The sequence below is a fragment of the Streptomyces shenzhenensis genome, assembly GCF_021462265.1.
GTDB classification, from domain to species: domain Bacteria; phylum Actinomycetota; class Actinomycetes; order Streptomycetales; family Streptomycetaceae; genus Streptomyces; species Streptomyces shenzhenensis.
Map to the genome: position 1 here is coordinate 135,552 of NZ_JAJONF010000019.1, position 18,494 is coordinate 154,045.

19 protein-coding genes and 1 pseudogene are annotated in these 18,494 nt (G+C 71.9%); 6 read left to right on the forward strand and 14 right to left on the reverse strand.

Annotation, left to right across the window (positions count from 1 at the left end):
• Positions 1–31: 31 nt before the first annotated feature.
• A complete protein-coding gene (locus tag LQ326_RS24470) occupies positions 32–598 on the reverse strand; it encodes a TetR/AcrR family transcriptional regulator (protein WP_234539711.1) in 567 nt (188 codons plus the stop codon).
• Between the two features lie 152 nt (positions 599–750).
• On the opposite strand from LQ326_RS24470, the gene LQ326_RS24475 reads away from it, so the two are divergent.
• Positions 751–2,199: an MFS transporter gene (locus LQ326_RS24475; protein ID WP_234539713.1), complete on the forward strand. Its 1,449-nt coding sequence runs from the start codon at positions 751–753 to the stop codon at positions 2,197–2,199.
• Between the two features lie 217 nt (positions 2,200–2,416).
• Here LQ326_RS24475 and LQ326_RS24480 read toward each other — a convergent pair whose 3' ends face one another.
• The 4 genes from LQ326_RS24480 to LQ326_RS24495 all read right to left on the reverse strand — a co-directional run bounded on the left by LQ326_RS24480 (position 2,417) and on the right by LQ326_RS24495 (position 7,545).
• Positions 2,417–3,424, reverse strand: coding sequence for a 1-aminocyclopropane-1-carboxylate deaminase (locus LQ326_RS24480; RefSeq protein ID WP_234539715.1), 1,008 nt, complete (start codon positions 3,422–3,424; stop codon positions 2,417–2,419).
• 22 nt (positions 3,425–3,446) lie between these two features.
• A complete protein-coding gene (locus tag LQ326_RS24485) occupies positions 3,447–4,103 on the reverse strand; it encodes a GntR family transcriptional regulator (RefSeq protein WP_234539718.1) in 657 nt (218 codons plus the stop codon).
• Positions 4,104–4,283: 180 nt separating this feature from the next.
• Positions 4,284–5,723 (reverse strand): alkaline phosphatase PhoX, encoded by a 1,440-nt coding sequence (locus LQ326_RS24490; protein ID WP_234539720.1) that lies wholly within the window; start codon positions 5,721–5,723, stop codon positions 4,284–4,286.
• 391 nt (positions 5,724–6,114) lie between these two features.
• The gene (locus tag LQ326_RS24495; protein ID WP_234539721.1) at positions 6,115–7,545 is read right to left on the reverse strand and encodes a hypothetical protein; all 1,431 of its coding nucleotides are present in this window, start codon (positions 7,543–7,545) and stop codon (positions 6,115–6,117) included.
• Between the two features lie 342 nt (positions 7,546–7,887).
• On the opposite strand from LQ326_RS24495, the gene LQ326_RS24500 reads away from it, so the two are divergent.
• Entirely contained in the window at positions 7,888–9,714 is a 1,827-nt protein-coding gene (locus LQ326_RS24500) for a DUF8508 domain-containing protein (RefSeq protein WP_234539723.1), read from the forward strand.
• A 42-nt stretch (positions 9,715–9,756) separates the two neighbouring features.
• Here LQ326_RS24500 and LQ326_RS24505 read toward each other — a convergent pair whose 3' ends face one another.
• The 4 genes and pseudogenes from LQ326_RS24505 to LQ326_RS24520 form a co-directional block, all read right to left on the reverse strand.
• A complete protein-coding gene (locus LQ326_RS24505) occupies positions 9,757–10,494 on the reverse strand; it encodes an SRPBCC family protein (protein ID WP_234539724.1) in 738 nt (245 codons plus the stop codon).
• A gap of 17 nt (positions 10,495–10,511) precedes the next feature.
• Positions 10,512–11,120, reverse strand: coding sequence for an ArsR/SmtB family transcription factor (locus LQ326_RS24510; RefSeq protein WP_234539726.1), 609 nt, complete (start codon positions 11,118–11,120; stop codon positions 10,512–10,514).
• An 83-nt stretch (positions 11,121–11,203) separates the two neighbouring features.
• The gene (locus LQ326_RS24515) at positions 11,204–11,677 is read right to left on the reverse strand and encodes a hypothetical protein (RefSeq protein WP_234539727.1); all 474 of its coding nucleotides are present in this window, start codon (positions 11,675–11,677) and stop codon (positions 11,204–11,206) included.
• Positions 11,678–11,751: 74 nt separating this feature from the next.
• Positions 11,752–12,036 (reverse strand): annotated as a pseudogene (locus tag LQ326_RS24520) (hypothetical protein); the annotation flags it as partial.
• Positions 12,037–12,141: 105 nt separating this feature from the next.
• Between LQ326_RS24520 and dapA the strand changes: the two are divergent.
• The gene (dapA, locus tag LQ326_RS24525) at positions 12,142–13,053 is read left to right on the forward strand and encodes a 4-hydroxy-tetrahydrodipicolinate synthase (RefSeq protein ID WP_234539729.1); all 912 of its coding nucleotides are present in this window, start codon (positions 12,142–12,144) and stop codon (positions 13,051–13,053) included.
• Here dapA and LQ326_RS24530 read toward each other — a convergent pair whose 3' ends face one another.
• On the reverse strand, positions 13,054–13,761 hold the full coding sequence (locus LQ326_RS24530) for a hypothetical protein (RefSeq protein ID WP_234539730.1): 708 nt from the start codon (positions 13,759–13,761) through the stop codon (positions 13,054–13,056).
• 64 nt (positions 13,762–13,825) lie between these two features.
• Here LQ326_RS24530 and LQ326_RS24535 point away from each other — a divergent pair, with 64 nt between their 5' ends.
• The 3 genes from LQ326_RS24535 to LQ326_RS24545 all read left to right on the forward strand — a co-directional run bounded on the left by LQ326_RS24535 (position 13,826) and on the right by LQ326_RS24545 (position 15,198).
• On the forward strand, positions 13,826–13,990 hold the full coding sequence (locus tag LQ326_RS24535) for a hypothetical protein (RefSeq protein ID WP_234539780.1): 165 nt from the start codon (positions 13,826–13,828) through the stop codon (positions 13,988–13,990).
• Positions 13,991–14,074: 84 nt separating this feature from the next.
• Positions 14,075–14,452 carry a hypothetical protein gene (locus LQ326_RS24540; protein ID WP_234539732.1) on the forward strand — a complete coding sequence of 126 codons (378 nt, stop codon included), beginning with the start codon at positions 14,075–14,077 and terminating at the stop codon, positions 14,450–14,452.
• 119 nt (positions 14,453–14,571) lie between these two features.
• A complete protein-coding gene (locus LQ326_RS24545) occupies positions 14,572–15,198 on the forward strand; it encodes an SHOCT domain-containing protein (protein ID WP_234539734.1) in 627 nt (208 codons plus the stop codon).
• A gap of 362 nt (positions 15,199–15,560) precedes the next feature.
• Here LQ326_RS24545 and dapD read toward each other — a convergent pair whose 3' ends face one another.
• From dapD to LQ326_RS24565, 4 genes are all read right to left on the reverse strand, one after another.
• Positions 15,561–16,550 carry a 2,3,4,5-tetrahydropyridine-2,6-dicarboxylate N-succinyltransferase gene (gene dapD, locus LQ326_RS24550; protein WP_234539735.1) on the reverse strand — a complete coding sequence of 330 codons (990 nt, stop codon included), beginning with the start codon at positions 16,548–16,550 and terminating at the stop codon, positions 15,561–15,563.
• A 219-nt stretch (positions 16,551–16,769) separates the two neighbouring features.
• Positions 16,770–17,306 (reverse strand): TetR/AcrR family transcriptional regulator, encoded by a 537-nt coding sequence (locus LQ326_RS24555; protein ID WP_234539737.1) that lies wholly within the window; start codon positions 17,304–17,306, stop codon positions 16,770–16,772.
• On the reverse strand, positions 17,306–17,626 hold the full coding sequence (locus LQ326_RS24560; protein WP_181808563.1) for a DMT family transporter: 321 nt from the start codon (positions 17,624–17,626) through the stop codon (positions 17,306–17,308). Before LQ326_RS24560 ends, LQ326_RS24555 begins: the two co-directional genes overlap by 1 nt.
• A complete protein-coding gene (locus tag LQ326_RS24565; RefSeq protein ID WP_308402010.1) occupies positions 17,614–18,492 on the reverse strand; it encodes a sulfotransferase family protein in 879 nt (292 codons plus the stop codon). Before LQ326_RS24565 ends, LQ326_RS24560 begins: the two co-directional genes overlap by 13 nt.
• Between the last annotated feature and the right edge of the window lie 2 nt (positions 18,493–18,494).

Below are 18,494 nucleotides of genomic sequence, written 5' to 3' on the forward strand. Positions count from 1 at the left end.
CGGCTCCGCGACGGGCGTGCGGCCGTGGGCGCTACGGCCGCAGCCCCTCCGTGAGCAGTGCCAGATAGCGCCGGATCTCCTTGCCCTGCCCGTTGGCCAGTTCGGAGGCCGTGGCCAGGCCGTGCGCGAGGCGCAGGACTTCGATCGGCTCGATGTCGGGGCGCAGGGTGCCCTCCTTCTTCGCCGCGTCCACCAGCCGGGTCGCCGCGCCGCGGACCGTCACCCCGCAGGCCGCGACCGTGGCCGAACTGCCGTCCGTGACGGCCGAGCCCAGCAGCGCCTTCAGGCCGCGCACCTGGATGGTGGCGACGCACAGTTCGTTCAGCCACTCCGTCAGCGCGGCGCCCGGCGGCAGCTGGGCGGCGAACTCGTCCGCCTTCGCCGCCAGCCCTTCCAGCCGGTCCACGAACGCGGCCTCCAGCAGCGCCTGCCGGGTCGGGAAGTGCCGGTAGAGCGTGCCGGAGCCGACGCCCGCCCGTTTGGCGATGTCGTCCAGCGACGCGTTCTCCCCCTGCTCGGCGAAGGCCTCGACGGCGACCGCCAGCAGCCGCTCGTAGTTACGCCGAGCGTCCGCGCGCATGGGCCTGACCTGCGTCATCCAGTTACTCCTTGCGAACCGGGGGCTCTCTCCGTATCTTATCGAAGACTAAACGGAGACAGTCCCCGGTTATCGTCGTGCGCTCCACGGGCAGTCCGCCTGCCCGTACTTCTCCATGCCCGCGCCGGGGACGCACAGACCGGGAGAATCCCATGTCCGCCCCGTCCAGCCCGTCCGCCCCGTCCACCGCCACCGACGCCCCACCGGACTCCCCGCACCCCGCCAGGCTCGGCTCCGCCCTCCTTGTCATCGTCGCCGCCTACATGATGGTCGGCGTCGACTCCACCGTCGTCAACGTCGCGCTGCCCGACATCCAGCAGGGCCTGGGGTTCAGCCGTACCGGCCTGTCCTGGGTGCTCAACGCCTACACCCTGGCCTTCGGCGGTCTGCTGCTGCTCGGCGGGCGGGTCGGCGACATCGTCGGCCGCCGTCGTACGCTCGGCGCCGGAGCGCTGCTGTTCGCACTCGCCTCACTGCTCGGCGGACTCGCCGCGGAGGGCGGCTGGCTGCTCGCGGCACGCGCGCTGCAGGGCGTCGGCGCCGCGCTGATCGCGCCCAGCACCCTGGCCCTGATCACCACCAACTTCCCGCAGGGCCCGCGCCGGCATCACGCCCTGAGCGTCTACTCCTCCATGGCCGGCATCGGCGGCTCCGTCGGCCTGGTCCTCGGCGGCATGCTCACCTCGTGGGCCTCCTGGCGCTGGGCCCTGCTCATCAACGTGCCCATCGGGATCACCCTGTTCCTGGCCCTGCCCCGGTTCGTCGCCGAGACCCCGCGCCACGCGGGCCGCTTCGACCTCGCGGGCGCGCTGACCGGGACGGCCGGGATGACCTCGCTGGTGTACGCGTTCATCCGGGTCTCGCAGGAGGGCTGGACCGACACCCAGTCCCTGCTCGGGTTCAGCTGCGCCGGCGCGCTCCTGTCCGGCTTCACCCTGATCGAGTCCCGGGCCGGCCAGCCGATCATGCCGCTGCGGCTGTTCGCCGACCGGGACCGGGCGGGCGGCTACCTCACCATCATGCTGCTGCCCGCCGGCATGTTCGGCGCCTTCTACTTCCTCACCCTCGTCTGCCAGCAGGTCCTGGAGTACAGCCCGTTGCGCGCCGGGTTCGCGTTCCTGCCCATGACCCTGGCCATGTTCACGATGGTGCGGCTGCTGCCGAGACTGCTGGCCCGCTTCTCGGCCAAGGCGGTGCTGCTGACCGGCATCGTCCTGCTCATCGCCGCCGGCGGCTGGCTGTGGCGGTTGCGGCCCGGCGACGGATACGCCACCGGGCTGCTCGGCCCGCTGCTGCTGCTCGGCGTCGGAGTCGGCCTGAGCTTCATGCCGCTCAACGCGACCATCCTGGCCGGCATCGGGCCACGGGAGGCGGGTGCCGCCTCCGGGCTGCTGCAGACGCTGCAGTGGCTGGGCGGCACCCTCGGACTCGCCGTCCTGGTCACGGTGTACGGCACGGCGACCCGGCACGCCACCGGCACCCCTGCCGAACTCCTCACCCACGGCGCGGCCCGCGCCTTCGGCATCGGGGCGGTGGTCGCGGTGGCCGCGTGGCTGGTGGCGGGGTTCGTGATCACGAGTCCGCGGCGGCAGGAAGCCTGACGGCACGCGTCGCGGGGGGCCGTGCGCCAACTGACGGTACGCGGGGGCTGGTCTCGCAGTTCCTCCCCCAGCCTTCGGCCGGGGGTACCCCCGGCGCCCCTGAAGGGGCGCCCACCGCGGTGCCCTGCTTTTAGGGGCGCGGGGAACTGCGCGACCAGCCACGACGGTGCCGCAGACGACAACCCGCGCCACACCGCCCCGACGATCGGCGAACCGTCTAGAACAAAGCGCTGTAGGCGTTCAACGCCGGCTGGCCGCCCAGGTGGGCGTAGAGCACCGTGGAGTCGGCGCCGATCTCGCCGCGCTCGACCAGGTCGATCATCCCCGCCATCGACTTCCCCTCGTACACCGGGTCGGTGACCATGCCCTCGGTGCGGGCGGCCAGGCGCATCGCCGCCAGGGTGGTGTCGTCCGGAACGCCGTAGGTCCCGGCGTGGTAGCGGTCGTCCAACTCCACGGTCAGCTCACCCTTGACCCCGATCAGTTCGCCGGTCCGCCGGGCGATCCGGGCGACCTGTTCGCGGGTCTCGGCGGGCTTGGCCGACGCGTCGATGCCGATGACCCGGCGCCCGCGGCCGCCCGCCTCCTCCAGCGCGGCGAACCCCGCCACCATGCCGGCCTGCGTCGAACCGGTCACCGAGCAGACGACCACCGTGTCGAAGAAGACCCCCAACTGCCGCTCCTGCTCGGCGACCTCGTACGCCCAGCCCGCGAAGCCGAGCCCGCCGAGCGGATGGTCGGAGGCGCCGGCCGGGATGGCGTACGGCCTGCCGCCCGACTCCTCGACCTCGCGCAGCGCCAGTTCCCAGCTCTCCTTGAAGCCGATCCCGAACCCGGCCCGGACCAGGCGCACATCGGCGCCCGCCAGCCTGCTGATCAGGATGTTGCCGACCTTGTCGTACACGGAGTCCGGCCACTCCACCCAGCTCTCCTGCACCAGCACGCACCTGAGCCCGGCACGGGCGGCCACGGCGGCGACCTGGCGGGTGTGGTTGGACTGCACCCCGCCGATGGAGACGAGGGTGTCGCAGCCCTGGGCGAGGGCGTCCGCGACCAGGTACTCCAGCTTGCGCGTCTTGTTCCCGCCGTACGCGATACCGGAGTTGCAGTCCTCGCGCTTGGCCCACAGCGCGGCGCCGCCGAGGTGGGCGGTCAGGCGCTCCAGCGGATGCACGGGAGAGGGGCCGAAGAGCAGGGGGTAACGGTCGTAGGAGGAAAGGGACATGGAGTGCCTCCTGGTGGCGGGGTCAGTCGACGGGGTCGGCGTCGGCCAGATCGGAGAGGGTGAGCCAGATGTCGGCCGTGATCCGGACCGCCGCCGGGGTGTCGCCGGCCGCGCAGGCCTCGATGAGCCGCTCGTGCAGGCCGGCCGAGCGGCAGGAGCCGCCCTCGCCGAAGCGGCGGCGTTCCAGGCGGCGGATGAGGGGGGTGTAGCGGGCGACGGTGGCGGCGGCCGCGCCGTTGCCGGCCACCCGGACCAGGACGTCGTGCAGTGCGTCGTCGGCCCGCAGGGCCTCGTCCACGTCACCGGCGCGTACGGCGGCGGCGAACCGGTCGTTGGCCGCGCGCATCAGGTCGAGGTCGGCGGCCCGTAGCCGGGGTACGGCGGCCCGGGTGACCAGCTCGTGCATGGCACCGACCACGGCCGCCGCGTCCCGTACGTCGGCGGCCACCACCGGGGTGACCCGGGTGTAGCTCTGCGGCTTGCTCTCCAGGAGCCCCTCGTCGACGAGCCGGGCGAACGCCTCCCGCACCGGCGCCCGGGACAGCCCGAGCCGCTTCGCGAACTCGGCGTCACGCACCACCGCGCCGGGTTCGATCTCCCCGGCGACGATGGCGTCCCGGATCGCGGCACAGGCGCGGTCGCGGAGCAGGGTGCGGGGGACGGGTCGCAGGGCCTCCATGAACTGAAATGTTAGATATCAGTAACCCGCACGGCAAGGCCCTCCTCCGGACCCGTTGCCGTGCGGCCACCCGTGCGGGCGGACCGGCAGGTCCAGGCCGCCGACCGTCTGCCGTCTGCCGTCTGCCGTCTGCCGTCTGCCGAGTCGGACAGCCCCGCCCCGCACGGGTGACGCGGCGTTCTAACGCCCCTGGCGCTTCCAGGGCCCCGTGATCGCTAGCATGATGCCCGGGGTCTGGATGTTCGCGTACAGGGTCCGGCCGTCGGGTGCGAAGGTGACGCCGGTGAACTCGCTGTATTCGGGCTCGTCCGCGGTGCCGATGTTCAGTTCGTTGCGGGCGATGGGGTAGGTGCGGCCGCTGTCGGTGGCCCCGAACAGGTGCTGGAGGCCCTCGCCGTCCTCGGCGATGACCAGACCGCCGTACGGGGAGACGGTGATGTTGTCCGGGCCGTCGAAGTCGCCCTCCACGGACGGGTCCGGGTTGACGCCGATGCGGACCTTGAGCGTGAGGGTGCGGCGCTTGGGATCGTAGAACCACACCGAGCCGTCGTGCTGGACGGGGCTCTCCGCGCGGGCGTAGGAGGAGACGATGTACACGCCGCCGTCGCCCCACCACATGCCCTCCAGCTTGCGGGCACGGGTGACCTGGCCGGTGGTGAACTGCTTGCGGACGGACGTGGTCCGCGCGTCGCGGTCCGGGACGTCCGCCCAGTCGACGCCGTAGACGGTGCCGATCTTCGTGGCGCGGGAGAGGTCGTCGACGAACTTGCCGCCGGAGTCGAAGCACTTGAACGCCTGGAGGGTGCCGGCGTCGTCGGCGAGGGTGCGCAGCTTGCCCCGGCCGTGGTGGAAGTGCTCGGGCGGGGTCCAGCGGTAGAGCAGGCCGTTGGGGTTGGAGGCGTCCTCGGTGAGGTAGAGGTGACCGCGCTTCGGGTCGACGACGACGGCCTCGTGGGCGTAGCGGCCGAGCGCCTTGACGGGCTTGGGGTCACGGTTGGCCCGGCGGTCCTCGGGGTCGACCTCGAAGACGTAGCCGTGGTCCTTGGTGAAACCGCCCGCGCCGGCCTTGTCCTCGGTCTCCTCGCAGGTCAGCCAGGTGCCCCACGGAGTGTTGCCGCCTGCGCAGTTGGTGGCGGTGCCGGCGATGCCGACCCACTCGGCGACGTGGCCGCCGGGGCGGACCTCGACGACGGTGCAGCCACCGGCGGCGGCCGGGTCGTAGACGAGGCCCTCGGTGAGCGGCACGGGGTACTTCCAGTTGGCGCGGGGACCCGCCAGCTCGTGGTTGTTGACGAGGAGGGTGGCGCCGCGCGGACCGTCGAAGGCGGCGGTGCCGTCGTGGTTGGAGGGAGTGAACTCGCCGGACTCCAGCCGGGTCCTGCCGCTGTACGTGACGACGCGGTACCTGAAGCCGGCGGGGAGCGCGAGGATGCCGTCGGGATCGGGCAGCAGCGGCCCGTAGCCGACCCCGCCGTGCCCGTGCGCCGCCCCGGCCACGTCGGTCTCGGTGGCGGCGAGGGCGTTCGGCGCGCTGGCGAGGGCGCCGACACTGCCCGCCAGCGCGACACCGGCACCGGTGATCGCGGACGTCCTGGCGAAGTCCCTGCGGGTGAGCGACATGGTGTCTCCTGTGACGGTCGGACAGCCGTGGAGGTGGCGGATCCCAACTCGCCGCACACGCTCCCGTCCACCTCTGAACACCGGTTGAACGCAGGGCGACATCACGGTCGGATGTTCCATGAATGCGCAATCCCCACCCCACGCCCCCCAAAAGCCCACCCCAAGAACACCCCATGGGGGCAACGGTTTCCCCCGGCCGCGGCATGACGTCCAGACAGCTCTCCCTGCCCACACGCAGGTGACCGGGGTGCCCGCCCCGCACGCCCCATCACACCGGCGCGCACCACAACGCCGGGCCGCGCCGCGTCCTCTTTCCCGCCGCGCCGGCGCTCAGCCGTGCACAACGCGGCCGGCGGTGCCCGCCCTCCACGCGCCCCCGCCCCTTCGGCCCCTATCCCCCGTGCTGTGACCGTGCCTTGAACGCCGCCTTGCGGGCCTCCTTGGCCACCTTCTTGTCCGGGTGGAGGCGGCCCATCGCCTCCAGAACGTCGGCCGTGTCGGGGTGGCCCACCCGCCACGCCTGGGCGAAGAATCCGCTGTGCTGCTGGGCGAGGCCCTCCACCAGGGCCTGGAGTTCCTCGGAGTTGCCCTCGGCGGCCAGTTGCGCGGCCACCGTGTCGATGGTCAACCAGAAGATCATGTCCTGGGAGGGCGCCGGCACCTCGGCGGCGCCGCGTTCGGCCAGCCAGACCCTCGCCAGCCCGCCCAGCTCGGGGTCGCCGAGGACCTCACGCAGGGCGGGCTCGGCCTCGGGGCCGAGCAGCGACAGTGCCTGCTGGCAGCGCAGCCGCCGCAGCGGGGCGCCGGTGTCCGCGCCGCGCGCGGCGGTCAGCAGCTCCCGGGCGGCGGCGAGGGATTCGCGGCGGGCCAGCCACTGCTCGGTCTCGGCCTGCGCGGCGCCCTGCGGGAACGTGGCGGTCCCGTCGAGCAGCGCGTCCGCGCCCTTGTCGGCGAGTTCCCCGACCGCCGGCGCCTCGAAGCCGGCCTCCAGCAGCCGTGCCCGCAGCCCGTACGCGCCGAGCGGGGTGAGCCGCACCATGCCGTACCGGGAGACGTCGGCCTCGTCGACCGGACCGGCCGCCGGCTCCTCCTCCGCGTCGGCCATCAGGGTCTCGTCGACCGGCTGGTACTCGACGAGCCCGACCGGCTCCAGCAGCCGGAACTGGTCGTCGAGTCGCATCATCGCGTCCGAGACCTGTTCCAGGACGTCATTGGTGGGCTCCCCCATGCCGCTGGGCACGATCATCGACGCGGCGAGCGCGGGCAGCGGCACCGGGGCCTCGCCGGAGCCGTCCTCGCTCACGGTGAGCAGATAGAGGTTGCCGAGGACCCCGTCGAGGAACTCCGCCTCCGCCTCGGGGTCCCAGCCGAGTGACGAGAAATCGACCTCGCCGCCCTCGTCCAGCGCGTCGACGACGCCGTCCAGGTCGGGCACGCTCGCGTCGGCGAGAACGGTCTCCAGGGCCGCCAGCCAGACCCCGAGGACGTCATGCGGCGAACCGCCGGTGAGCAGCGCCAGCTCCTCCCCCGCGGCCACGGTCCCGGCCTCCTCGTCGGCGATCTCGACGAGCCCGGTGTCCACGGCGACCCGCCAGGCCTCACCGGCGTAGGCGGCGGCGTCGTCCCCGGTGAGTCCGAGCACCTCGGCGGCGGCCGGCAGCTGCTCCTCGACCAGTTCGCCGCCCGCGTCCACGCGGGTGTCGGGCCCGGCCCAGCGGGCGAGCCGGGCGGCCCGGGTGAGCAACGGCGTGGACAGCGCGGCGTGCGCCAGCTCCGCTTCGGAACGCAACCGCACCGGGGGCAGGGGGGCGCTGTCAGACATCGGCTGCTTCTCCTCGGACGCCTCAACGGTCGTACGGCGACCTGGACACCGTATCGACGGTCGTACGGCCACCTGGACGCCGTACGGCTCAGCCGCTCAGCCTAGACGGATTTCCACCCATGCCGCCCGGTTCATCTCCGCGCCGGGCCCCGTACATGGCTGAAACCTTGACAACTGCCCTGAACACGCAGGAGATTGACGCGCGTAGAAATCGGGTGGGACACCTGTTCACTCCGGATCTACGCGTGTCACATCCGTGTCACACGGCGTTCATGAACGTGTCATGAACGCTCCATAAACCCCCCTTGTCCTGGCGCTTCCGATGTCCCCGGAGGGATTCCCTTGCCGAGCAGGTCTTCCGCGCGTCTCGCCGCGCTCACCGTCGCCGCCGTCTGCAGCGCGGCGTCCGCCGTCGCCCTCACCTCGCCCGCCCAGGCCGACGGGCTGCGTATCCACGACGTCCAGGGCACCACGCGCATATCGCCGTACGCCGGCCAGAAGGTGACGGACGTCCCCGGCATCGTCACGGGCACGCGCACCTACGGCTCCTCCAGAGGCTTCTGGATCCAGGATCCGACGCCGGACGACAACCCGGCCACCAGCGAGGGCGTCTTCGTCTTCACCAGCTCCACCCCGAAGGTCGCGGTCGGCGACTCCGTCACGGTCACCGGCACGGTCTCCGAGTACGTCCCGGGCGGCGCCTCCAGCGGCAACCAGTCGCTGACCGAGATCACCAAGCCGACGGTCACCACGGTCTCCACCGGCAACGCGGTCCCGGCGCCGGTCGTGATCGACAAGAAGTCGGTGCCGAGCGCGTACACCCCCGCCGGCGACCCGGCCGCGGGCGGTTCGGTCAACGGCCTGACCCTTCAGCCGAAGAAGTACGCCCTGGACTACTACGAGTCCCTGGAGGGCATGAACGTCCAGGTCAAGGACGCCCGCGTGGTCACCGCCACCGACCCGTACGCCGAGCTGTGGGTCACGGTGAAGCCGCACGAGAACCGCACCGTACGCGGCGGCTCGCTGTACCGCTCCTACCGCGACCAGAACACCGGGCGGCTGCAGATCCAGTCCCTCGGCCCGACCGCCGGCTTCCCGGTGGCGAACGTCGGCGACGCCCTGACCGGCGCCACGACCGGACCGATGGACTACAACCAGTACGGCGGCTACACCCTCGTCGCGAACACGCTGGGCACCCTGAAGAGCGGTGGCCTGCAGCGCGAGACGACGAAGAAGCAGTCGCACGGCGAGCTGGCGGTGGCGACCTACAACGTCGAGAACCTCGACCCCTCCGACGGCACCTTCGCCGCGCACGCCGCCGCGATCGTGAACAACCTCCAGTCGCCCGACATCGTGTCCCTGGAGGAGATCCAGGACAACAACGGCGCGAAGGACGACGGCACGGTCGCCGCCGACGTGACGGTGAACAAGCTGATCGACGCGATCGTCGCGGCCGGCGGACCGAAGTACGACTGGCGTTCCATCGACCCGGTCAACGACCAGGACGGCGGCGAGCCCGGCGGCAACATCCGCCAGGTCTTCCTGTTCAACCCCGAGCGGGTGTCCTTCGTCGACCGCGCGGGCGGCGACTCCACCACCGCGGTGGGCGTCACCGACGTGCACGGCAAGGCCCAGCTGACTGCCTCCCCCGGCCGTGTCGACCCGGCGGACCCCGCCTGGAAGACCAGCCGCAAGCCGCTCGCCGGTGAGTTCGTCTTCCGCGGCAAGACGGTCTTCGTGATCGCCAACCACCTCAACTCCAAGGGCGGCGACCAGGGGCTGACCTCGCAGTACCAGCCGGTGGCGCGCAGCTCGGAGACCCAGCGCCACGCGCAGGCGACGCTGGTCAACGCGTTCGTCAAGAGCATCCTCGACGTCCAGAAGGACGCCGAGGTCATCGCGCTCGGTGACATGAACGACTTCGACTTCTCCGGTACCACCAAGATCCTGGAGAACGGCGGCGCGCTCTGGTCGGCGATCCAGTCGCTGCCCACGAAGGAGCGCTACACCTACGACTACCAGGGCAACGAGCAGGTCCTGGACCAGATCCTGATCAGCAGGGAGATCCGCCGCGACGGCGACTTCGAGTACGACAGCGTGCACATCAACTCGGAGTTCCACGACCAGATCAGCGACCACGACCCGCAGGTGCTGCGCTTCCGCCCCTGACGACCCGCGGAGTTGCCCGGCTGGCTCACCCGGCCGGCTCGCTCAGGACTGGCTGAACACCCCGTTCAGCCAGTCCTGCCAGGCGATCTCGTTCGCCTCGGCGTCGGCGTCCGGCGCGAAGTCGTGGACGCTGATGCCGACCGGGGCGCCCCAGTGGTTGCGGCCGAAGAACCGGACGAGGGCGTCCTCGGTGCGCAGCCCGATGAAGTACGGGTCGCGGTAGTCGACCACCGCGTCCAGGGCCCGCCCGCCGGGCCCCCGGACGCTCGCCTTCGCGCCCGCCGCCAGGCCGTCCGGCAGACCGAGGGCATGGCCCACGGCGGTGAAGGCGTCCGGCGCCTGGGACGCCTCCGGCCCGTTCAGCTGGGCGAAGCTCACCGGGCGTGGCGCGAAGTGGGTGAGGTATTCACGCAGGGTGTGCAGATAGAAGTCGGTGTGCCGGTTGGCGCCGTCGTACTGGTTGTCCCAGTCGTCGGTGAAGATCCCGCTGTGCACGTAGCGCACCCAGGCGCGACGGCCGCCGTCGCGCTCCTCGATGACGTGCTCCAGCTGGTTGAGGCTCTGCACCGGGAAGCCCACGTCCTCGCTGCGGACGACCAGGTGGTGGGGCGGGTCGTAGGCGGTGACGGTGGAGCCGAAGGCCGCCGTACCGCCCACCCGGGGCTCGGGCGGCTGCATCGGCCACAGGTAGCCGCCGGTGCCGTTGGTGATCGCCTCCCACACCTCCCCGGGCGTGGCGTCGACCTCGAACTCACGGGCGATCTCGAATTCCTTGGACATGATGGGGCTCCTGCCGCCTACTGTTCCAGTTCAGGGGTGGGCCGGTCCTTGACCGTGGGATGGACGGCGACCACGATCCGGTGGTCCCGGCCGCCCTCCGCGTCGGGTGCGTCGTACTTGCGGATCAGCGCGCTCACACCCGCCGTCAGCTCCTGCACGAAGGCCGCGCGGTCGGCGGCGGAGGCGAAACGGACCTCGCCGTCCAGCGCGAAGGTCGCCAGCCGCTTGCGGGCCTTGGCCGCCCCCGTGATCAGCATGCCGACATCGCGCACCAGGCGGGCGCCGAGCGCGAGCAGCCAGCGCGCGGAGAGCTGGTCGCGGAAGCGGTCCGGGTCCGGCTGTACGGCGGGCAGGGCGGCCGGCGAGATGACGTACGACGCGGCGGTCGCGCGCATCAGCCGCTCGGTGACATTGCCCTTGCGCCGCTCGCCGGCCAGCTCGACCAGGCCGTGCCGCTCCAGCGTCTTCAGGTGGTAGTTCACCTTCTGCCGGGGCAGTCCGACCCGGCCGGCCAGCATGGCGGCCGACGCGGGCGCGCCGGCCAGTTCGGCGAGCAGCCTGGCCCGTACGGGGTCCAGCGACACGGCCGCCGCCTCGGGGTCCTCGATCACGGTGACGTCCAGCATGGCTCCACCGTCTCACCGAAAACTTTTTTTGTCCAGGCAGGTGAAGTTTTCGGTGAGACGGTGGAGGGAGCCCTCGGCGAATCTCAGCCGCGGCGCCCCCGGCGCAGCACGCCCACCGCCACCGCGGCGGCGATCGCGCCCGCGACCAGCACCGGCCCCCGGTGCCGTACGACGGCCCGGACCACCATGCGTGCGGGCTGCGGGACCCGGCCCTCGACGGCGGTCCCCGCCACAGCGGCCTTCCCGGACGCCAACTGCCCGGTCCGCGCCGCCCGGTCCTGCACGGCGTGCCCGGTCCGCAGCGCCCGCTCCTGGAACGTGTGCCGCGCCCTGGCCAGCTGCTCCTGCGCCGTGTGGCCGCCCCGCACCGCCCGGCCCTGGGCCTGGTGACCGGCCCTGGCCACGCCTGCGCGCAGATGTACGGTCAGCGCTCCGGCCTTGTCCCTGAGGTCGGCGGCGCGGGTCTGGGCGCGGCCCTTGAGGTCGGCCCTGGCCGCCAACGCACCGGCGGTGTCCGTCAGTCGGGCCCCCGTTCCGCGCACGGTCCTCTTCGTCATGGATGCTGCCCCTCCTGGTCTCGTCGGCGGTCCGCTCTGCTCGCGGACCCTCCGAGTACCCGGGCGGGCCGCTCTCAGCCCTGTTCCCCGCGCTCGCCGAGCCGGGCCAGCCGGCCCTGGGACCAGTCGAGGCGGGCCTGCAACAGGGCCGCCTCCGCGACCAGTTCGGGCACCCCGAAACCCTCGTTCGCCACCTCCCGGCCGGCACCGGCCCCGGCACCCCCGGTGATCACCCGCAGTCCTTGCCCCGCCAGCCGGGCGAACCAGGCGAGCGAGGCGGACGCACGCGCGCCCGCACAGCCCGCGCACGCGGCCGACAGGGCGCGCCAACCGGGCCTGCCCCAGCCCTCGTCGGCGAGGTGACGGCGAGGGAGACCCGGAGCGCCGACAACTTAGCATCGCTAAGATATGTCGGGTAGAAAAATTAAGTAGAGCTAAGTCGTCGCGCTGCCGACACTACCTCTATGACGAACCCAGGCGACACCACCAGCTCCTCCCGCCCCTTCGGCCGCACGCTCTGCGCGATGGTCACCCCGTTCACCGACGCGGGGGCGCTCGACCTCGACGGCGCCCGGCGGCTGGCCGCGCATCTGGTGGCGGAGGGCTGCGACGGCCTGGTGCTGAACGGCACCACCGGCGAGTCGCCGACCACCTCGGACGCCGAGAAGGCGGAGCTGATCGCGGCCGTCCGGGAGGCGGTGGGCGAGCGGGTGCCGCTCGTGGCCGGCGTGGGCACCGCGGACACCCTGCACACCGTCGAACTGGCGCGGGCGGCGCAGAAGGCGGGCGCGGACGGGGCGCTGGTGGTCTCCCCCTACTACAGCAGGCCGCCGCAGGACGCGCTGGAGGCGCACCTCCTGGAGGTGGCCGACGCCGGCGGGCTGCCGGTGATGCTGTACGACATCCCGGGCCGCACCGGCACCCGGATCGAGCCGGAGACGCTGATCCGGCTCGCCGCGCACCCCCGGATCGTCGCCGTGAAGGACTGCTCGTACGACTTCCTCGGCGCGCAGAAGGTGCTGGCCCGCACGGACCTGGCGTACTACGCGGGCTGCGACGAGCACATCCTCGCCCTGTACGCCGTGGGCGCGGCCGGCTGCGTGAGCACGGTGGCCAATGCCGTCCCCGCCCAGGTCGCAGCGATCCTGGACGCGTTCGACGCCGGCGACACCGCCCGCGCGAGGGGACTCCAGCTGCGCGCGACCCGGTTGATCGAGGCGATGACGGCCGCGGGCCTGCCGGGCACGGTCACCTCGAAGGCGCTGCTCGGCGCGCTCGGTCTGCCGGCAGGACCGGTGCGGGCACCGCTGCGGCCCGCCGGCCGGGAGGCGGCCGACGGTCTGCGGGCGGTGTACGAGGAGTTCCTGGCCGCCTGATCAGCGCGACTCGGCGAAGACCGGTGTCCAGCGGCCGGCGTCGCGGCCGGCGCCCTTGCGGAAACCGCTGAGCGGGACGGTCTTGTCGCTGCCGATGGTGACCAGGACGAGGTGGTTGTGGAACTCGCTGCCGCCGTCCTTGCCGGTGTCCCAGGCGATGAGGGACCTGTTGTCGGCCCAGGCGAGGAGCTGCTGCCCGTGCACCTCGGTCTTCTTGCCGGTGCGGAGGTCGGTGATCCAGGAGGAGGTCTTCATCGTCCTGCCCGCGAAGTCACCGGCGACCCGCTTGCCGTCGGGTGACAGTCGCGCTTCGACGTACCACGTGATATTCCGCTCGCCGGCCGGGGCAGGGACCTCGTCGCCGTGGCGGTCGTAGAACTGCATCCCGGGTTCGCTGGTCAGGCCTGTCCAGACGTACTGGCCGGAGCGGCTGAGGGCGAAGTCCTGGCGGGCGTTGATCGTGGGCAGTCCCATGCTGTCGTGCGGGTTGCCGACCTTGCTCCAGGAGCCCTTCCCGGAAGCCACGTCGAGGACGTAGAAGCCGGTACGCGGCATGCTGACGGGCATGGCGAAGGAGGTGCCGTCCTTGTCGTCCGCCGCCCTGGTCACCACGTCGGGGTCGGTGGAGTAGGTCGTCGCGACCAGTTCGCGGCCGCCGTAGGAGAACGCGGCCCTGTACCTGTGGTGACGCGTGCGCGGCGGCGCCACTATGCCTGTCCGGCGCGAGAATATTCACCGGCTTTCCGCGCGCCCGCTGCCGTACGTTGGCCCCGTGAGCCGCCCCCTGCTGTTCCTGGACGTCGAGGGCCCCCTCAACCCGTACGCGGCAAAGCCGGAGCGACGCCCCGAAGGCTGTACGACGATCCGGGCGACCGTCCCCTTCGGGCGGCCGCTGCGGGTGGGCAACGCGCTCAACCTCCCCGGGTTGTTCTACTGACATCCGGCGCCGCCGTCGCCGTACCCGTCGTCTCGGCCGCCGCCGTCCCTGGTCGGGGAAGCCACGATCGGAGAGTCTGGGGGCATGCTGCTGCCGCTAGCCCATGGGAAGACCGAGCTCATCGAAGTCGTCCACATCACCGACCCCGTCAGGCACCTCAGTTCGGAGGACCTGGCCGGCGACACTGCCGCGATATGGGAGGGAGGGCAAGCCCAGCAGGCTCTGTCCCTGATCGCCGACCTACCAGGTAGTGAGCTGTACCGCTGCTTCCTGCCAGGCTGGGGAATCCGGGCGCACAGCTCCACCGATCAGCTCTTCGAGATCGCCTTCTGCTTCCGCTGTCACGGTGCCCGTGTCTGGGGGCCGGGTCTTCCTGTCGGCCGACGAAGCCAGACCTTCGACGCGGAGAGCCCTGCCGCACTTGAACTGCTCCACCGATTCCGCTCCTGCCTGCCGGACTGAGACCTCGGCAGCAGCAGCGGTCGGCCGGGTACGGCCTCGACGAATCAGAGGCCGCCTTCGTCGTCAGCGTGGCGGAAGTGAAGTGGACTCGGGCCGAAGTCTTGCTCTACGGTGCGCGAATGGCGATTCTGCAGGCTCTGACGAACCAGGGACGCGTAGTGGGCGGTCACTTGGCGGGCGGCAGCGTTCTGTCAGGCCACGGCGGACTCACCATCCAGCACCCACGCAACCCGTTCAAGCGGCCCCGGCTCAACGCCGAGACCGTGCTCGAGTGGGAGGAACTCTCGACCAGGGAAGGTGTCGCCGGCGCCATGGGCCAGGCCGCCGCGAAGGCCGCTCTGCCCGGCATGATCGGTAAGGCTGTCGGTGCCGGCCTCGGGGCTGCCATGAAATCCGGGCACACCGTCCGCGTGAACTGGGCCGACGGCAGTCAGTCCCTCATTGAGTTGCCGGAGAAGCTGTTCATGATCTTCTCCGTACTGCTCGAAGGCCGGCAGGTCGTCACTGATACCTCCGCGCAGGCCGAGTCTTCGGAGCCCCTCCCGGCGCAGCCTGGCGTGACCGATAAGATCTTGGACCTCGCTTCTTCGGTGATCCAGCGAGGCAAGCATGGGGCACCGGCCGAGGCCGCAACTCAGCCGGATGTTGTCGAGCAGATCGCGAAGCTCGCGTCGCTCCATGACGCCGGCATCCTCACGGACGAGGAGTTCGCGGAGAAGAAGGCTGAGCTGCTCGGGCGTCTCTGACACGATCTACGCCCGGAGCGTCTGCGGGGCTCGGTGTTCTGCTCTTCCGTGGAGACGGCGGACATCATCGTGCCCGCCGCCCACTGCGAGATCGTCTACGAGATCCCATCAATCGACAGCCCACAGCCCTGTCGAGCCGACAAGTTCACTGCTGCCGCCCCCTGGATGCCGATGGTGAGTCCGGGAGCGCACAGGCCGATGTCCCGCCCGGAGGAAGCACGTGAGCGCCCTCCCCGGGCCGTCCTCGGGCCGTGGAAGGGCGCTCAGCGACGACCAGCGTCGACAACTGCCGGCAACTCGGCGGCTCGGCAGCAGTCGGAGCGATGATCGGTTGGGCGGCCGCAGGTCACGGCCGTCAATGATCAGTTGTGGCTGTGCAGGATCTCGTTCAGGCCGCCCCAGACCGCGTTGTTCGGGCGGGCCTCGACGGCGCCGGTGACCGAGTTGCGGCGGAAGAGGATGTTGGAGGCGCCGTTGAGTTCGCGGGCCTTGACGATCTGGCCGTCGGGCATGGTGACGCGGGTGCCCGCGGTGACGTACAGGCCCGCCTCGACCACGCACTCGTCGCCGAGGGCGATGCCGACGCCCGCCTCGGCGCCGATCAGGCAGCGCTCGCCGATGGCGATGATGACGTTGCCGCCACCGGAGAGCGTGCCCATGGTGGAGGCGCCGCCACCGATGTCGGAGCCGTTGCCGACCACGACACCGGCGGAGATCCGGCCCTCGACCATCGAGGTGCCGAGGGTGCCGGCGTTGAAGTTGACGAAGCCCTCGTGCATGACGGTGGTGCCCTCGGAGAGGTGCGCGCCGAGGCGGACCCGGTCGGCGTCGGCGATGCGCACGCCCTTCGGGACGACGTAGTCCGTCATCCGCGGGAACTTGTCGATCGAGGTCACCTGGAGGTGCAGGCCCTCGGCGCGGGCGTTCAGCCGGACCTTCTCGATCTCGTCGACGGCGACCGGGCCGAGGGAGGTCCAGGCGACGTTGGCGAGCAGGCCGAAGATGCCGTCCAGGCTCTGGCCGTGCGGCTTCACCAGGCGGTGCGAGAGCAGGTGCAGGCGCAGGTAGGCGTCGTGGGTGTCGAGCGGCTTGTCGTCGAGGGAGGCGATGACCGTACGGACCGCGACGACCTCGACACCGCGGCGGGCGTCCGGGCCGAGCGCCTTCCCGGCGCCCTCGCCGAGCAGTTCCACGGCCTTCTCCGCGGACAGCCGCTCGGTACCGGACGGGCCGGGCTCGGCCAGGAGTTCGGGAGCGGGGAACCAGGTGTCGAGAACGGTGCCGTCGGCGGCGATCGTGGCGAGGCCCACGGCGGCGGCACCGGTGGAACGAGGAGCAGTGGTGTCGGTCATGAGGGCAACCTAACCGGCCGGGGGCCGGGGAGGCGAACCAGCGTGCGGGGCGTCTCAGGGGGCGGGCCGCGTCGACGCGCCGGGGACCCGGCGCTCCCCCGTGGTGCGGGCCCCCGGCTCCGGTCAGGGGCGCTCGCCGGCCTCCGCCACCGAAAGCACCGCCGTCGTGCGTGCTCGCCGCCGGTGTGGCTTCGGCGGGAGCGGGACATACGCGTCCGCTCAGGGAATCACCCGCCCCAGTGCCTCCCGCGCGTACCCCTCGTCGTACGGCGTCCCCGTCAGCAGCACCTGGAGGCAGATCCCGTCCATCAGTGCGACCAGCGCCCGCGCCGTGACCGGGTCGGTGCGCCGGGCCAGGCATTCGGCGAGGTCGTCGGCCCACTCGGCGGCGACGGGGCGCAGGGCCGGACGGCGCAGGGCGGCGAGGTACAGCTCGTACTCCAGTTCCACGGCGGTACGGTCACCGCTCAGCCAGTCGCCGAGGATCCGGGCGAGGACGGTGGCGAGGTCCGCCGAGGAGTCGTCCAGGCCTCCGTCCGCGGCGATCGCCTTGGCGAAGCCCTCGTTCGCCTGGCGCAGGGCGGCGACCATCAGTTCGTCGAGGGTCTTGAAGTGGTACGTGGTGGAGCCGAGCGGGACGTCGGCCTCGGCGGCGACGGTGCGATGGCTCAGTCCCGCGAGCCCCTTCGCGCCGACGACCCGGATCGCCGCGTCGATGATCCGCTGCCGGCGATCGGGGTCGTAGCGACGGGGCATCAGTGCGCGCCTCCCAGGTTCAGGACCACCACGCCACCGACGATCAGCACGATCCCGGCCACCTTGACCAGGGTCAGGGTCTCCCCGAACAGCAGCAGGCCCAGCACGGCGACGACGGCGGTGCCGACCCCGGACCAGATCGCGTACGCGGTGCCGATCGACACGGTCTTCAGCGTCTCGGCCAGCAGCAGGAACGAGACGACGTATCCCAGTGCCGTCAGCAGCGAAGGCCAGAGTCTGCTGAAGCCGTCCGCGTACTTCATCGCCGTCGTGGCGGCGACCTCGGCGGCTATGGCGCCGGCGAGCGTCAGATATCCCATGTGTACGAGTGTACGCACCGTTGCGTACGACCGTACACAACCGTGCCGGGCCGTCTTGGCCTCGGCACGGGGGCCGGGCCGCCGCCACCGGGCCCGGTTCGCGCAGCCGTGTCACGCGGTCGAGCGTCCGGCGCTCGGCGAGGGCCGCGCGGCGCCGGGCGAGGACGCGGCGGTGGCGGAGCAGTTCGGCCGGGTAGGGCCGGACCGCCCCGCTCGGTGCGTAGCCGTACCGCGCCAGGCGGTCGCCCAACGCGGCCTCGGTGAGCCGGATCTGGTCCGGCGTCAGCCGCCACTGCCAGCTGCCGGACCGGGAGGGGCACCGCGGCGCCAGGTCTCCGGGCCGGTACGGCGGCGCGCGCGAGACGGTGCGGCTCGGTCGTCCGCGGGTCGTACTCCTCGCCCAAATAGGCGCAGATCATGCAGAGTTGGTGTTCGCAGTCGGTGATCAGGTCCTCGTAGCGGACCTCGTGCCAGGCACCGGGGCCGAGCCGTCGGGCGTGGCGCCGGGTCCCGTCCGTCACCTGGGCCCAGGTGGCGACGGCCTCGTGGAAGCCGCGGTGCCGCCAGGGCATACCGAGGAGCGAGGCCACGCAGTCCCGGCCGTCGCGGACGAGGGGCACGAACTGGGCGTCTGGGAAGAGCCGCAGGATCTCCTCGACGTGCAGGGCGCAGGCGGGCCGCTTGTCGCCCCGGCGCGCCTTGCCGTGGCTGTCCGCGTACGCCTTGAGGGCGATGCCGAGGGCCGAGCCGAGGGTGGGCGGGCCGCCGGTGATCCGGCCGGCGACGTCCTCGGCGTCGAGGCCCAGTTCATAGAAACGGGTTTCCCTGCGGCCGGTGATCCAGTGCGCGAGCACCGCCCGATTCACCG

Coding starts and splice junctions, on each gene's coding strand:
- LQ326_RS24470 (WP_234539711.1), bottom strand. CDS start 598: ATGACGCAGGTCAGGCCCATGCGCGCGGACGCTCGGCGTAACTACGAG.
- LQ326_RS24475 (WP_234539713.1), top strand. CDS start 751: ATGTCCGCCCCGTCCAGCCCGTCCGCCCCGTCCACCGCCACCGACGCC.
- LQ326_RS24480 (WP_234539715.1), bottom strand. CDS start 3,424: ATGTCCCTTTCCTCCTACGACCGTTACCCCCTGCTCTTCGGCCCCTCT.
- LQ326_RS24485 (WP_234539718.1), bottom strand. CDS start 4,103: ATGGAGGCCCTGCGACCCGTCCCCCGCACCCTGCTCCGCGACCGCGCC.
- LQ326_RS24490 (WP_234539720.1), bottom strand. CDS start 5,723: ATGTCGCTCACCCGCAGGGACTTCGCCAGGACGTCCGCGATCACCGGT.
- LQ326_RS24495 (WP_234539721.1), bottom strand. CDS start 7,545: ATGTCTGACAGCGCCCCCCTGCCCCCGGTGCGGTTGCGTTCCGAAGCG.
- LQ326_RS24505 (WP_234539724.1), bottom strand. CDS start 10,494: ATGTCCAAGGAATTCGAGATCGCCCGTGAGTTCGAGGTCGACGCCACG.
- LQ326_RS24510 (WP_234539726.1), bottom strand. CDS start 11,120: ATGCTGGACGTCACCGTGATCGAGGACCCCGAGGCGGCGGCCGTGTCG.
- LQ326_RS24515 (WP_234539727.1), bottom strand. CDS start 11,677: ATGACGAAGAGGACCGTGCGCGGAACGGGGGCCCGACTGACGGACACC.
- dapA (WP_234539729.1), top strand. CDS start 12,142: ATGACGAACCCAGGCGACACCACCAGCTCCTCCCGCCCCTTCGGCCGC.
- LQ326_RS24540 (WP_234539732.1), top strand. CDS start 14,075: ATGCTGCTGCCGCTAGCCCATGGGAAGACCGAGCTCATCGAAGTCGTC.
- LQ326_RS24545 (WP_234539734.1), top strand. CDS start 14,572: ATGGCGATTCTGCAGGCTCTGACGAACCAGGGACGCGTAGTGGGCGGT.
- dapD (WP_234539735.1), bottom strand. CDS start 16,550: ATGACCGACACCACTGCTCCTCGTTCCACCGGTGCCGCCGCCGTGGGC.
- LQ326_RS24555 (WP_234539737.1), bottom strand. CDS start 17,306: ATGCCCCGTCGCTACGACCCCGATCGCCGGCAGCGGATCATCGACGCG.
- LQ326_RS24560 (WP_181808563.1), bottom strand. CDS start 17,626: ATGGGATATCTGACGCTCGCCGGCGCCATAGCCGCCGAGGTCGCCGCC.